The sequence below is a fragment of the Sinomonas sp. P10A9 genome (assembly GCF_041022165.1).
Classification (GTDB): Bacteria; Actinomycetota; Actinomycetes; order Actinomycetales; family Micrococcaceae; genus Sinomonas; species Sinomonas puerhi.
On record NZ_CP163302.1, the window covers coordinates 2,103,761 to 2,118,193 of the forward strand.

Consider the following 14,433-nt stretch of genomic DNA (forward strand, 5'->3'; position numbering starts at 1 on the left):
CTTCGTGGGACGACTCTTCGATGGCCCGTGGCCCATCGTCATCATCATCATTGTGGCGCTTCTCCTGTTCGCCGCACCCAAGCTCCCGGGCATGGCCCGTGCCCTCGGCCAGTCGATGCGCATCCTCAAGTCGGAGGTCAAGGAGATGAAGGGCGACGGCAAGGACACGCCGTCGTCCTCGCAGCCTTCCGCCGCGGACGCCGAGCAGCCCGTCGAAGGCAAGGTCATCCCGCCGAAGGGCGGCGCTAACCAGGCCGACGGCAACGCTGGTCCCTCCTCGCGCGCCTGAGGTGGCCGCAATCAAGGGGAGGAAGGCCAACCCCGAGGGGCGCATGCCCCTCATGGAGCACCTGAGGGAGCTCAAGAACCGGCTCATCAAGTCGGCGATCGGGGTGGCCGTCGGGACCATCGGAGGGTGGTTCCTCTATGACCCCATCCTCAGGGAACTCCAGCGGCCGGTCGAGAACATCTCCCTCCTGACGGGTGGGACCTCGGCGGTCAACTTCTCCACGATCGCGTCGCCTTTCGACTTCAAACTCCAGCTCGCTATCCAGATCGGGCTCGTAATCTCGAGCCCCGTGTGGATCTACCAGGTGTGGGCGTTCATCATGCCCGGCCTCACCCTCAAGGAGAAGCGGTACACGCTCGGCTATATGGTCGCTGCCGTGCCGCTGTTCCTTGCGGGCGTGTGGGTCGGGTGGCTCGTGACACCCCAAGTGGTCCGTGCCCTGACCCAGTTCACGCCAGCCGGGTTCTCGAACATCATCGACGGTCGGGAGTACGTGGACTTCGTCACGCACATGCTCCTGTTCCTCGGGTTCGCGTTCCTCGTGCCGGTCATCCTCGTGGGCGTGAACATGGCAGGCGTGCTTCCCGGCAAGGTGATCCTCAAGGCGTGGCGCATCACGGTCTTCCTGGTGTTCGTCCTCGCAGCTGTCGCTGCGCCGGGCGCCGACGCGATCTCGATGTTCATGCTGGCGGTGCCACTCCTCGCGCTGTTCTTCGCGGCCATCGGTGTCTGTCTCCTCAATGACCGGCGCCGGGCGCGCCGTCTGGCCGCCGTCACGGCCGAGACGGAAGCGAGTGCCGACACCCCGACCTCGCGGGCAGACCTCGAGAACCTCTGAGTCAGGGCGGGGGACTAGGCTGGTCGCATGTCCACCCCCGCCGAGAGTATGTCGCCCGCCGAACGCTATGCGGCGGATGCCAGGCGGAGGGCCTTCGCCAAGACCGAGCTGGGCGCCTTCGCCGCGACGGTTGAGTTTGCGCTCGACGACTTCCAAGTCGAGGCCTGCAAGGCACTCGAGGCAGGGCGCGGCGTGCTCGTGGCTGCGCCCACCGGGGCCGGCAAGACCATCGTCGGCGAGTTCGCCGTCCACCTGGCCCTGAGCCAGGGGCTCAAGGCGTTCTACACGACCCCCATCAAGGCGCTCTCGAACCAGAAGTACTCCGAGCTGTGCGCTGTCCACGGCGTGGACCGAGTGGGGCTCCTCACGGGGGACACGAGTATCAACGGCGAGGCCCCTGTCGTGGTCATGACCACCGAGGTCCTGCGGAACATGCTCTACGCAGACTCCGACACGCTCACTGATCTCGGCTACGTGGTCATGGACGAGGTCCACTACCTCGCCGACCGCTTCCGCGGCGCGGTGTGGGAGGAGGTCATCATCCACCTCCCGCGCGCGGTCCGGGTCGTCTCCCTGAGCGCGACGGTCTCCAACGCCGAGGAATTCGGCGCGTGGCTCGACACCGTCCGGGGCGAGACCGCCATCATCGTCTCCGAGCACCGCCCCGTTCCGCTGTGGCAGCACGTGCTCGTCGGACGCCAGCTCGTCGACCTCTTCGCAACCCGGCAGTCCTTCGAGGATCTGGCCGACGTCCACGACCACGACGGCGGCGTGTCACCCGGGGGGGTCGGCTCGCCTGACGGGGACGCCCCCCGCGAAGGGGGCGTTGCGGCGTCGTCCGTGCCCGCGGCGAGGCCACCGGCGCCCCGCAGCGAGGCGACCGTCTCCGAGCTCACGGCCGTCAACCCCGAACTCGCCGAGCTCGCGCGCCGCGAGTCCCAGCAGCTGTACCGCGGCCGGTTCGGCCATGGCGGTCGTTCCCGGCGGCGCGAGGAGCGCCAACGCGGCGAGAAGCAGTCGCCACGGACAGGCCGGCCCGGTGATGCTCCACCGCTCCCGGGCACCCGCGCGAGCCGGCCGCAGACGGTGCAGGCACTCGAGCGCCGCGGCCTCCTGCCAGCCATTGACTTCATCTTCTCCCGCGCGGGTTGCGAGGCCGCGGTCCAGCAATGCCTCGACGCGAGCCTCGACCTCACGACGCCGGCAGAGAAGGCGGAGATCAGCGCCGCCGTCGAGGCGGCGGCCGCGGACATCCCCCCCGCAGACCTGCCTATCCTGGGCTTCTGGGCCTGGCGTGACGGTCTCCAGCGCGGACTGGCCGCCCACCACGCGGGCCTGCTCCCCACGTTCAAGGAGACGGTCGAGAAGCTCTTCGCCGCGGGCCTCGTCAAGGTCGTCTTCGCCACTGAGACGCTCGCTCTCGGCATCAACATGCCGGCGAAGAGCGTGCTGATCGAGAAGCTCGAGAAGTTCAACGGCGAGGCCCATGTGGACATCACTGCGGGCGAGTACACCCAGCTCACGGGCCGGGCCGGGAGGCGCGGGATCGACATCGAGGGCCATGCAGTGGTCCAGTGGCGCCCCGGGCTCGACCCAGCCGCCCTGGCGGGGCTCGCATCGCGCCGCACCTATCCTCTGAACTCGAGCTTCCGCCCCACCTACAACATGAGCATCAACCTCGTGGCGCAGTTCGGCCGCGAGCGGGCCCGCGACATCCTCGAGAGCTCGTTCGCACAGTTCCAGGCCGACCGGTCCGTTGTTGGCCTCGCGCGGCAGGTCCGCAGCAGGGAGGAGTCCCTCGCCGGCTACGAGAAGGCGATGACGTGCCATCTCGGGGACTTCACCGAGTACTCCCGGATCCGGCAGGAGCTCAATGACGCCGAGAAATCCGCCTCCCGCGAGGCCGGCCGGGCACGGCGGGCCATGACCGTGGATTCGCTCTCACGCCTCGTCCCTGGGGACGTCGTTGAGATCGGCGAGGGGCGGCTTGCTGGCAGCGCCGTCGTGCTCAACGCGGACACCAACGCGAGGGAACCGCGCCCCCAGGTGCTCACGTTCGACAGGAATCTGAGGCGCATCGGCCTGCACGACGTCGCGGGCCCGGTTGAGCCGCTCACACGGATCCGGATTCCCAAGCACTTCGACGCGAAGCGCCCGAAGGACCGTCGTGACCTCGCCGCATCGCTGCACCACGCCGTCGAACGCGTGCGGCTCGAGGGCCCGGAACAGGGTGCACGCGCCCGGCGCTCACGGCGCGACTTCGCCTTCGCCGGCGGGTACCAGGATTCCGAGCAGCGCATCACCGACCTCCGTCGCCAGCTGCGCGCTCACCCGTGCAACGGGTGCGCCGACCGCGAGGAGCACGCCCGCTGGGCAGAACGCTGGATCAAGCTCCGGCGCGAGACCGACCGCCTCGTCGAGCAGATCCAGGGCCGCACCAACACCATCGCGAAGACGTTCGACCGCGTGTGCGAGGTCCTCGAGTCCTACGGCTGCCTCGCAAGGGGCGCGGACGGCCTCGCGGTCACGCCGGCGGGGCAGCAGCTGCGTCGGATCTACGGGGACAAGGACATGCTGACGGCGCTCTCCCTGCGCGGTGGCGCGTTCGACGACGTCGATGCCGCGGAGATCGCGGCCCTCGTGAGCACGCTCGTCTACCACGCGAAGCGCGAGGAGAGAGGCCTCACCCCCAAGATGCCGAGCATCTCGCTCGACGTCGCCGTGGACGTCGTGCTGCGCGAGTGGTCCCAGCTCGAGGACGCCGAGGAGCAGCACCGCCTCCCGCGCACGTCCGAGCCGGACTTCGGCCTCGTCTGGCCGATCTACAAGTGGGCCCGGGGCCGTGACCTGCAGAATGTCCTGTCGGGCACCGAGCTCGCCGCCGGCGACTTTGTGCGCTGGGTGCGCCAGGTCATCGACCTGCTCGACCAGCTCGCCGACGTGCCCGGCCTCGAGCCGAGGCTGTCGAGGCTCTGCCACGAGTCCATCGGCCTGCTCCGCCGTGGTGTGGTCGCGTACTCGGCCGTGTCGGACTAGAAACCAAGACCAGAAGATCGGGGATACCTCCATGTCCGATGAGCGCAAGCTCACCCTCTACCGCAACGGCTCGGTCTACTCCGCCGCCGATCCCTTCGCGTCCGCGATGCTCGTGGACGGCGGTACCGTCGCGTGGATCGGCTCGGAGCAGGCCGCGACATCGATTGCCGACGACCGGATGACAATCGTCGACCTCGACGGCGCCCTCGTCGCCCCGGGCTTCGTCGACTCGCACGTGCACGTGGGGGACACGGGGACGGCACTCGCGTCGGTCGACCTGACTAGGGTGCGATCGGCCGCGGAGCTGCTCGACGGCGTCAAGCGCGGGTCACGCGATCTTCCGCCCGATGCCGTGCTCCGCGGCTTCGGGTGGGACGAGGCGACGTGGAACGATCCTGCGCTCCCAGACGCCGCGGAGGTCGGCCGGGCGGCCGGCGGTCGTAGGGCGATCCTCGAGCGAGTGGACGCCCACTCGGCCCTCGTCTCGCCCGCCGTCCTCGAGGCCGCCGGCATCGGCGCCGCCGCGGGCACCGACGGTGCGCGGGTGGTGGGCGATGCGCTGTACGCGGCGCTGGAGGCAACACGGCCCGTGGACGACGACGAGATCGTCGCCGCCCACTCCCGGGCCCTTTCCCACGCGGCGTCGCGCGGGTACGTAGCGCTCGTTGAGCAGGCGAGCCCCCGGCTGGCGGGCCTGAGGGACCTCCAGCTCCTTCTCGGACGCGACCCAGCGGACGGCCCCGAGGTCTTCGCATATTGGGGGCAGGCGGTCGGGACGGCCGAGGAAGCCCGCTCCGTTCTCGACGGCCTCGGCGTTCCGGTCCGTGGCCTCGCAGGCGATCTCAACATCGACGGCTCGATCGGGAGCCGCACGGCGCGGCTCAGCGAGGACTACGCAGACGCTCCCGGAAGTCGCGGCCGCGCGTTCCTGGGTGCGTCCGAGATCGCCGCGCACCTTGCGGCGGTGTCCGAGATCGGGGTGCAGGGCGGCTTCCACGTGATTGGCGACGCCGGCCTGCAGCTCGCGCTCGAAGGACTACGGCGGGCCGCCGACCAGGTCGGCACGGCCGCCGTGCGTGCGGCGGGGCATCGACTCGAGCACGTCGAGATGGCCAGCGATGCCGACGCGGCTGCGTTGGCGGAGTACGGGGTGACGGTCAGCGCCCAGCCTCTCTTCGACGCGACGTGGGGCGGACCCGGAGGACTCTATGAGAAGCGCCTCGGGGCGCGGCATGCCGGCATGAACCCGTTCCTCCGCTTCTCCTCGGCCGGAGTGCCGCTCGCCTTCGGATCGGACTCACCCGTCTGCGCGCAGTCCCCGTGGGCGAGCGTGCGGGCGTGCCTGACGCATTCGGATCCCGCCCAGCGCATATCGGCCCGCGCGGCGTTCCTCGGGCACACACGGGCTGGCTGGAGGGCCGTCAAGCATCCGAACCCGCTCATGGGGCAGCTCGTGCCCGGGGCGCCGGCCAGCTTCGCGGTGTGGCGCGCGGACGAGCTCATGGTGCAGGTGGCCGACGAGCGCGTCCAGGCCTGGAGCACCGATCCCCGGGCCCGGACGCCCCTCCTGCCCGCCCTCGACACGGAGAGCCTTCCCGAGTGCCTCGAGACCGTCCATGAGGGGCGATTGCTCTTCCGCAGCGAACAATTCCCCGTGGAATAGGGCTTTTTTGGTCGCCGCCCGCCGCTCGCGCTCCCATCTGGGCAGACTGGAGAAACCCCAGATGAACGAGTGGTTGACACCTGTGTCTGACGCCGTAGGATCGTGGACATCGGGCTGTGAGAGCCCGCGGGAGGCCCGGTTCGCCCAGCACCTTGGGGGATCAAGGCATCAGGGCAGGCCCGTGCGTCAGTAGAAAACAGTCCGGGGGACCGACCAGCTGCCGGCCTCGCGTGACTGGCCCGAAGGCGTACGGGCCCGCCGGCCTTCATGTCCCGGCGCGGCGGGTCTACTCCTTGGCTGGCTATAATGGGCATTCGCGCCTCTGAGGCGCGCTTTGACCAAAGCCCCGAAAGGCCCTTCGTGCGCATCCTCACGATCATCCCGACGTACAACGAGCTCGATTCGCTGCCCAAGACCCTCGGCCGCCTGCGGTCTGCCGTGCCGGCGTCGGACGTGCTCGTGGCGGATGACAACAGCCCCGACGGGACCGGCGCCCTCGCGGACCGGATCGCTGCGGAGGACCCCCAGGTCCACGTGATGCACCGCAAGGGCAAGGAAGGCCTCGGCGCCGCGTACATCGCGGGCTTCCGCTGGGCCCTAGAGCGCGACTACGACGTGGTCGTTGAAATGGATGCCGACGGCTCCCACCGTCCGGAGCAGCTCCCCGGCCTCCTCGCGGCCGTCGAGGACGGTGCGGACCTTGTGATCGGCTCGCGCTGGGTCAAGGGCGGTTCGGTGGTCAACTGGCCGTTCTACCGCCAGCTCATCTCCCGCACGGGCAGCACCTACGCCCGGCTCATGCTGGGGCTGAAGCTGCGCGACATCACTGCAGGCTACCGGGCGTTCCGCCGCACGACGCTGGAGAAGCTCGACTTCGACTCGATCGAGTCCAAGGGCTACGGCTTCCAGGTGGATCTGGCATGGCGCGTGGCCAAGATGGGGCTCAAGGTCGTCGAGGTGCCCGTGACCTTCGTCGAGCGTGAGCTCGGCACCTCCAAGATGAGCGGCAACATCGTAGTCGAGGCCATGGTCAACGTGACGAGGTGGGGGCTCGAAGATCGCTGGCGCCAGCTGACGCACCGCGCACAGCGCTAGACACAGCGCGCTCGACAGACGCGAAGGGCGGGAACCTCAACGGTTCCCGCCCTTCGCGTCTGTCAGCGCGCTGGCCTCAGCTGGTGCGCTCGCCGCGCTTGCTGCGCAGGACCTCGAGGCGGTCGGCGAGGATCTGCTCGAGCTCGGGGATCGAGCGGCGCTCCAGGAGCATGTCCCAATGGGTGCGGACGGCCTTCTCGTTGGAGTCCGTGGGCTTCTCGCCGTCGACGAGGAACGCCTCCTTGCCGGTCTTCGAACTCCAGACCGGCGGGATCTCGGCCTCGGAGGAGAACATCACGAACACCTGCTCGCCGTCCTCGGTCCGGTACTCGACGCGCTGGCGGGGTGCAGGCTCGACACCCGCCTCCGTCTCCATGGACTGTGCACCAAGGCGCATGCCGCGCAGGCTGCGGTCGCTCATCTTTACTCCCTCACGTTCTGCCGGACGCGGACACGAGTCCGACGCATATGCCAACGCGTGCCCCGGACGCGGTGTTCCCGCGGCCGCGTCACGGATGTCCGGTCAACCGACCTTCCATTATAGGCGGCCCCGGCCGCGCCGCGCTCGTCAGGCGGGACCCTGGTCCCTCGGGGGGTCCTGCAGCGGTGGGATCTCGAGATCCGGCACGTCGACGTCGGGGATGTCGGCGGCTCCGCCCAGATTCGTGACCCCGGCATGGTGCTGCAGGATGCGCTCCGCCTCGGCGTCGAGCTCCGAGCGGCGCGCCGCCTCCTCCTCGAAGGCCCGCGCGTCTGCCTCGAGGCTGTTGGGCTCAGAACCGGTGAGGGCGACCGTGGCGCCCGCCTCGGCGCGCTCTGCCGAAGCGCCGACCGTCTGGCCCTGTCCCGCGCCGCCCTGCCCGACGTTGCCGATCACGCCGCCGATGCCCTTGAGGGCCTCGCCCACCTCGCTCGGGATGATCCAGAGCTTGTTCGAGGTGCCTTCGGCGATCTTGGGGAGCGTCTGGAGGTACTGGTACGCGAGCAGCTTCGGGTCCGGGTCGCCTCGGTGGATGGCCTCGAAGACCTTCTGGATGGCCTGCGACTCGCCATCAGCCCTCAGGACGGCGGCCTTCGCCTGCCCCTCGGCCTTGAGGATCTGGGCCTGCCGCTCGCCCTCGGCGGTGAGGATGGCCGACTGCTTGGTGCCCTCCGCGGTCAGGATCAGGGCGCGTCGGTCACGCTCAGCCCGCATCTGCTTCTCCATCGAGTCCTGGATCGAGTGCGGCGGCTCAATGGCCTTGAGCTCGACGCGCGAGACACGCAGTCCCCAGCGGCCGGTTGCCTCGTCGAGGACGCCCCGGAGCTGGCCGTTGATCTGGTCGCGCGAGGTCAGCGCCTCTTCGAGGTTGAGGCCGCCGACGACGTTGCGGAGCGTCGTGATGGTGAGCTGCTCGACCGCCTGGATGTAGTTGGCGATCTCATACGTGGCCGCGCGCGCGTCCGTGACCTGGAAGTACACGACCGTGTCGATGGAGACGACGAGGTTGTCTGAGGTGATGACGGGCTGCGGCGGGAAGGACACGACCTGCTCGCGGAGATCGAGGAGCGGCAGGAGCCGGTCCACGAACGGGATGAGGATGGTCAGGCCCGGGTTGAGCGTCCGCTGGTACTTGCCGAGCCGTTCGACGACGCCGGCGCGCGCCTGCGGGATGATCCTCACCGAGCGGACGAGGACGGTGGCGACGAACAGGACGATGACGATGACGACGACGAACAGAAGGATGCTTCCGGCGTCCATGGACTTCCCCCTAGTGCTTGTTGTGGGTGGAGTGCTTGCTGCAGGTGGGCTAGCTTCTGTACGGCGAGATGGTGCCGCTGGGGGCTACGACTGCGGTTGCGCCGTCGATCGCAACGACCTTCACCACGTCGCCGGGAAGGAATTCGCCGCTCTCGGCGCGCGCGGTCCACACGTCCCCGCCGATCTTGACGAGGCCGCGTCCAGCGTCGACGGGTTCGACGACGGTGGCCGACGCACCCAGAAGACGGTCGACATTCGTGCGGGCGTCCTCGATGCCGGGGCGCATGTGCTTGCCCGCGACCGGACGGACGAAGGCGATCATCGCGACCGATACGAGGGCGAAGACGAGCCCTTGGAGCCATGCAGGTCCCCCGAGGAGCGCCGTCACGAGAGCCGCGAGCGCGCCGCCGGAGAGCATGACGAAGACGAGGCTGAGGCTGAGCATCTCGATCCCGCCCAGCACGAGTGCCAGCACGAGCCATACCATCCAGGCGTTGTGTTCGAACCAGTCCATCCCGTCCCTCCTGACGCAGCGGACTCCTGCTCCCACAGTAGCCCAGCTCACGCCGCCCGTACCTGTCACGGCGGTTGCGGTTGTGCAACCGCTGCCGCGGGAGGGGGCACCCCTCCATGACGCCAGTAGCGGCACCCCTCCTGGCGAAACCTCAGACGGCCACGAGGGGTGCCGCCGCGGGCCCGGTGGAGGTATCGCCCGCTGCTTGGGCGAGCGCTTCGACGGCGGCGCGAAGCTCGTCGGGGCGGGCAGTGAACGGCAGTCGCAGCCGGTGCTCGAAGGCGCCGTCGACGCCGAAGCGCGGACCCGCGGTCAGCGCGACGCCATGGGCCCTCGACGCCATGACGAGGCGTGAGGACGAGTGCGGCGAGCAGTCCGCCCAGACTGCCATGCCCCCGTCGGGCACCGGCACCGTCCACTCCGGGAGGTGCGTGGAGAGTGCGGTGGTGAGCGCGGCGAGGCCTTCGCCCAGCCAGGCCCGGCGCTCGGCGACGAGGAGGTCCTCGTGTGCGAGCAGCTCGGCGCCGATGAGCTGCTCGAGTACGGGTGTGCCGAGATCGAGCCCGGTGCGCGCCTGTGCGAGCCTGCCCACGAGCGTACGGGGCGCCCGGATCCAGCCAACCCGGAGTCCGCCCCACGCGAGCTTGGACAGGCCCCCCAGCGTCACGGTCGATCCTGCGAAGGCCGCGAGCGGCGGGCGCGGGCCCCTGGCGATGTCCAGCAGCGCAGTGGTCTCGTCCGCGACGAGGAGCATCCGGTGCTGTCCTGCGAGCCGTGCGAGGCGCTCGCGCCCCGCCGTATCGAGGCTCGCGCCGGTGGGGTTGTGGAAGTCCGGCATGACGTAGGCCAGGACGGGCGAGGCCGCGCGGAAGGCAGCTGCGGCGGCGTCGAGGTCCCAGCCCTCGGGGCTCACAGGGAGCGGGACGAGCCGGGCCTTCGCCGCGAGAAGGGCATCCATGGCGTGGGGATACGTGGGCTGTTCGACGGCGGCCCGGTCGCCCGGGGACACGACCGCCCGCACGAGGAGGGCGATCGCGTGCTGGACCCCGTTCGTGATCATGATCTGATCCGGTTCGGTGGGCAGGCCGCGGCGGGTGAAGTGCTCTGCGACGGCGATCCGGAGGCGCGGAAGGCCGAGGATCTCGTAGCCGGACCGCGCGAGTTCGGGGCCCAGCGACTCGACTGCACGGCCGATGCATTCACCCACGATGCTCGCCGCGGGCATGGCTGCCTTCGTAAGGTCGAGGATCCCTGTCTCGTCCGGGGCCGCGACGGGCGGAGGAGCCGGGAGGGCGATGTAACTGCCGGATCCCCGCACGCTGTCGAGGCATCCGAGCTCGCGCAGGCGGGCATAGGCGGCCGCAACTGTGGTTCGGGACAGCCCGAGCGTACGGGCAAGATCGCGCTCGGCGGGGAGGCGCGTCCCGTCGGGAAGGCGGCCATCGAGGGCGAGGAGCCGAAGCCGTTCAGCCAGTTCGGAGTAGGCGGGTCCCCGTCCGGCCCAGGAGCCGAGGATTGCGTCGAGGCGCTGGGATGTGATGCTGGCCATGAGGCCACCGTATCCGAATTGGCTCTATTGAACGAGGCCAATTGACGTCAGGATGGACCGCATGAAGTCCTTCCTCGTCAGCCGCCGCCTATCCGTCCGGCTCGTCCGTCTCTACGCCGGCCTGTTCCTCTACGGCCTGGCGATCGCGATGCTGCTGCGCTCGGGCCTCGGAGCGTCCCCCTGGGATGTGCTCTCCCAGGGTGTGGCCCGGGTGAGCGGGCTGAGCTTCGGCACCACGACGGTGGTGGTCAGCGTCGTCGTGCTCCTCTTCTGGATCCCGATCCGTCAGCGACCCGGTTGGGGCACCCTCTCGAACACGCTGCTGATCGGCGTCTTCGCGGATCTGGGGCTCGCGTGGACCCCCGCGGCCCATGACCTCGCATGGCAGGCCACCGCACTAGGCGGCGGGCTCGCGCTCCTCGCGGTGGCGTCCGCCCTGTACATCGGGGCAGGACTCGGCCCGGGTCCGAGGGATGGGCTCATGACGGGCCTCGTCGCCCGCACAGGCCAGGCCGTCTGGGTGGTGCGATCGGCAATCGAGCTCACGGTGGTGCTCGTCGGCTGGCTGCTCGGCGGCACGGTGGGGATCGGCACTGCCGTCTTCGCGTTCGGGATCGGCCCGCTCATCCAAGTCGCCATGCGGGTGCTGCGCGTCGAGCTCGCCGTCGACACCGGCTCAGCCCCGGCGCTGTCCCGCCCTGCAGCGGGCGTTTCCGAGCAGGCGGGGATCAGCGTCGTCGGAGAACGCTGAGCTCGACCGCGGCCGTGGCATTGAGCGTCTCGCCGCCGACGAGCCGCTCGAGCTCCCCGCGGTCCGTGTGGTGGCCTGCCGGGCCCATCTGGACGAGGTCTGCCGCGGCGCCGGGGGACAGGGCGAGGGGGAATTCGAGGGGTACCCGGGAGACCGGCTCGTAGTCGTTCGACGCCGTGTGCTCGAGGGCCTCGGCCTTCCCCTCCGGGACGCTGAGGAGAGGCAGCCTCTCTCGGAGCTCGGCGAGGTGCCCGGGCAGCGGCGTGACCACGCACAGGAGCCCACCACGTCTGGTGACCCGCGCGAACTCAGGCAGGTTCCGCGGAGAGAAGACGTCCAGAACGCCGTCTACGCTTGCGGCCGCGAGCGGGAGGGGACGCCACAGATCCCACACGATGGCGGCGACACCCGGCAGCCTGGCGGCCCGGCGCAGCGCGTGGGGCGAGAGGTCGAGCGCAACGGCGCGGCGCCGTCGCGCGTCCGCGCTGCCGACTGCCGCGGCCCCGACTGCCGCGGCCCCGACTGCCGCGGTACCGACCGCCGCCGTGCCCCGTAGGCCCAGCACGGCGGCCAGGTAGTAGCCCGTTCCCGCGCCCGCGTCGAGGAGGGCGGCGTCCTCGCGGAGCGGACCGCATGCCTCGGCGAGGGCCTCCGCGATGGGCGCGTAGTGGCCAGCCGTGAGGAACCGATCCCGCGCCGCGACCATCGCGGCGGTATCGGGGGTAAACCCGGTCCCGCGGCCCGTGAGGAAGCTGACGTAGCCCTGCCGCGCGGCGTCGTACCGGTGCCCCTCGGCGCACACGAGCGTCCGCGGCCCGCTCGCCTCAGGGTCCCAGTCGGTGCCGCAGTGGGGGCAGATCAGGAGGTCCAGGGCGTCGGTGAGCACGGCTCCCATCGTATCGGCGTGCGAATGCATAGGATCCCTTTCATGCTTCCCGCACACGTGGACCTCATCCGTTCCCTGTCTACCCCCGCCGTGCATCCCGCCGCGGACCGCTGCGCAGTAGCCGTGACGCGCCCTGACTTCCGAGCCGACAGTGCCGTTGGCCAGGTCTGGGAAGTGCCGCTCGACGGCGGCGAGGCCCGCCTGCTGACGCGCGGATTCCGGGACACCGCTCCGGCGTACTCGCCCGACGGCCATGTCCTCGCGTTCCTGCGGGCCGAGCCGGAGGGCCGGCCGCAGCTCGCGGTCGTCGATGCCCGCGGGGGCGAGGCTCGCCTCCTCACAGACGCCCCGCTCGGCGTCTCGCAGTTCGCCTTCTCGCACGACGGCGCGCTGATCGCCTACACCGCGCGCGTGCCCGAGCCCGGGCGGTACGGATCCACCGAGGGCGTCCGTCCCGGTGCCGAGGACCCCCGTCTCATCCGAGACCTGAACTACCGGATGAACGGTGTCGGGTACACGGGCGACCAGCGCACGCGGCTGTTCGTCCTCGAGGTGCCGCGGTTGGACGCCGAGCCGTTTGTGGCCGCGCGAGGGCGGGCCGCCGCGGCCGAGACCGCCGGCGCCGGGAAGTCCGAAAGTCCCGCGCCGGAGACAGGTCTGCCCGAGTCGCGCGAGCTCACGGACGGCACCGTGGACCACGCGGAACCGGGGTTCAGCGCCGACGGGGCCTGGATCTACACGGTCTCGGGCTTCGACCCCTCGGCGGTCGACACCCTGGTCCGGCGGGCCGTCCGCACCCCGGTGGGTGGAGGCCCGAGTGAGGCGCTGGATCTCCCATCCGCCGCGGCCGCCTCAGTGCTGTCGGTCGCCGAGGCGGCCGACGGCTCCGGCGTCTTCGTGGTCGCCTCCTCCCTCGGGGACTCGGGCACCGACTTCATCGGGCGGCCCTCGCACCTCTTCTGGCACACCCCGCACGACGGCGCGACGGTGCGGCTCACGCCCGACGGCGACGACCTGGGCGAGGCCCCGGGTGCCCTGCGCGTCGCGTCCGACGGCCGGGCGCTCGTCCTGAGCCGCACACGCGGTTCCGTGCAGCTGCTGGCCTTCAACGCCCAGGGACGCCGCGAGGAACTGACTGGGGCCCCGCTCGTGGTGACCGGCATCGGCGAGGCCGGGGGCGCCGTCGTGCTCTCAGCGGGCGACGCCGAGGGGCCGGGCGAGCTCTATCGGCTCGCCGAAGGCCGAGGCCCCGTGAAGATCACCGATCTCAACGCGCCGCTGCGCAGCGCCGGCGCCCCGCTCGCGCCCAGGGAGTTCACCGGCACGAGTGCCGACGGCAGCGACGTGCACGGCTGGGTGGTGCTGCCCGCAGGGGAGGGGCCGCATCCTGCGCTCCTCATGATCCACGGCGGACCCTTCGCCCAGTACACGGGCGCGTGGTTCGACGAGGCGCAGGTCTACGCGGGCGCCGGGTACGGCGTCGTCATGTGCAACCCGCGCGGCGCAGCAGGCTACGGCGAGGACCACGCCCGTGCCATCAAGGGCCGCATGGGCACCGTGGACCTCGAGGATGTGCTCGGCTTCCTCGACTCCGCGCTTGCCGCGTTCCCCCTGCTCGATGCAGGCCGGCTCGGGATCCTCGGCGGCTCGTACGGCGGATACCTCACGGCCTGGACGATCGCCCACGACCACCGGTTCAAGGCGGCGATTGTCGAGCGCGGGTTCCTGGATCCGCTCAGCTTCGTGGGCTCGAGCGATATCGGGTGGTTCTTCCCCGGCGAGTACACCGGCTGGGACCCCGCGGCGATGGAGAGGCAGAGCCCCATGGCGCACGTCGGCGACGTGCGCACGCCAACGCTCGTGGTCCACTCCGAGGAAGACTGGCGCTGCCCGATCGAGCAGGCGCAGCGGTACTACACGGCTCTCAGACTCGGTGGCGTCGACGCCGAACTGCTCGTCTTTCCGGGCGAGAACCATGAGATGTCCCGCTCCGGCACGCCGCACCATCGGAAGGCACGCTTCGAGCACATCCTCCGGTGGTTCGGGCAGTACCTCCGCTAGGGCGCCTCGG

Annotated in this window: 12 protein-coding genes; 7 read left to right on the forward strand and 5 right to left on the reverse strand. The window is 70.5% G+C overall.

The genetic code is table 11. The features are described 5' to 3' along the window. Window positions 1-4 precede the first annotated feature (4 nt). The 5 genes from tatA (at window position 5) to AB5L97_RS09605 (ending at window position 6,921) form a co-directional block, all read left to right on the forward strand. Window positions 5-289 carry a Sec-independent protein translocase subunit TatA gene (gene tatA, locus AB5L97_RS09585; RefSeq protein ID WP_369047309.1) on the forward strand — a complete coding sequence of 95 codons (285 nt, stop codon included), beginning with the start codon at window positions 5-7 and terminating at the stop codon, window positions 287-289. Window positions 290-332: 43 nt separating this feature from the next. Further along, window positions 333-1,127 carry a twin-arginine translocase subunit TatC gene (gene tatC / locus AB5L97_RS09590; protein ID WP_307958409.1) on the forward strand — a complete coding sequence of 265 codons (795 nt, stop codon included), beginning with the start codon at window positions 333-335 and terminating at the stop codon, window positions 1,125-1,127. A 27-nt stretch (window positions 1,128-1,154) separates the two neighbouring features. After that, window positions 1,155-4,163, forward strand: a complete 3,009-nt coding sequence (locus tag AB5L97_RS09595; protein WP_307958261.1) for a DEAD/DEAH box helicase — start codon at window positions 1,155-1,157, stop codon at window positions 4,161-4,163. 31 nt (window positions 4,164-4,194) lie between these two features. After that, entirely contained in the window at window positions 4,195-5,826 is a 1,632-nt protein-coding gene (locus AB5L97_RS09600) for an amidohydrolase (protein ID WP_369047310.1), read from the forward strand. Window positions 5,827-6,186: 360 nt separating this feature from the next. After that, on the forward strand, window positions 6,187-6,921 hold the full coding sequence (locus tag AB5L97_RS09605) for a polyprenol monophosphomannose synthase (protein ID WP_307958263.1): 735 nt from the start codon (window positions 6,187-6,189) through the stop codon (window positions 6,919-6,921). Window positions 6,922-6,997: 76 nt separating this feature from the next. On the opposite strand, the gene AB5L97_RS09610 is transcribed toward AB5L97_RS09605, so the two are convergent. The 4 genes from AB5L97_RS09610 to AB5L97_RS09625 form a co-directional block, all read right to left on the reverse strand. After that, complete coding sequence (locus tag AB5L97_RS09610; RefSeq protein WP_307958264.1) at window positions 6,998-7,342, reverse strand: RNA polymerase-binding protein RbpA; 345 nt, start codon at window positions 7,340-7,342, stop codon at window positions 6,998-7,000. A gap of 147 nt (window positions 7,343-7,489) precedes the next feature. Further along, a complete protein-coding gene (locus AB5L97_RS09615) occupies window positions 7,490-8,662 on the reverse strand; it encodes an SPFH domain-containing protein (protein ID WP_369047311.1) in 1,173 nt (390 codons plus the stop codon). A gap of 49 nt (window positions 8,663-8,711) precedes the next feature. Continuing rightward, window positions 8,712-9,176: an NfeD family protein gene (locus AB5L97_RS09620; RefSeq protein ID WP_369047312.1), complete on the reverse strand. Its 465-nt coding sequence runs from the start codon at window positions 9,174-9,176 to the stop codon at window positions 8,712-8,714. A 151-nt stretch (window positions 9,177-9,327) separates the two neighbouring features. Continuing rightward, entirely contained in the window at window positions 9,328-10,725 is a 1,398-nt protein-coding gene (locus tag AB5L97_RS09625; protein WP_369047313.1) for a PLP-dependent aminotransferase family protein, read from the reverse strand. A 61-nt stretch (window positions 10,726-10,786) separates the two neighbouring features. Here AB5L97_RS09625 and AB5L97_RS09630 point away from each other — a divergent pair, with 61 nt between their 5' ends. Then, a complete protein-coding gene (locus tag AB5L97_RS09630) occupies window positions 10,787-11,476 on the forward strand; it encodes a YczE/YyaS/YitT family protein (RefSeq protein WP_369047314.1) in 690 nt (229 codons plus the stop codon). Here the strand turns inward: AB5L97_RS09630 and AB5L97_RS09635 are convergent. Then, on the reverse strand, window positions 11,454-12,362 hold the full coding sequence (locus AB5L97_RS09635; protein ID WP_369047315.1) for an SAM-dependent methyltransferase: 909 nt from the start codon (window positions 12,360-12,362) through the stop codon (window positions 11,454-11,456). The genes AB5L97_RS09630 and AB5L97_RS09635 overlap by 23 nt on opposite strands. Window positions 12,363-12,404: 42 nt before the next feature. Here AB5L97_RS09635 and AB5L97_RS09640 point away from each other — a divergent pair, with 42 nt between their 5' ends. After that, window positions 12,405-14,423 (forward strand): S9 family peptidase, encoded by a 2,019-nt coding sequence (locus AB5L97_RS09640; protein WP_369047316.1) that lies wholly within the window; start codon window positions 12,405-12,407, stop codon window positions 14,421-14,423. The last annotated feature ends 10 nt before the right edge of the window (window positions 14,424-14,433 follow it).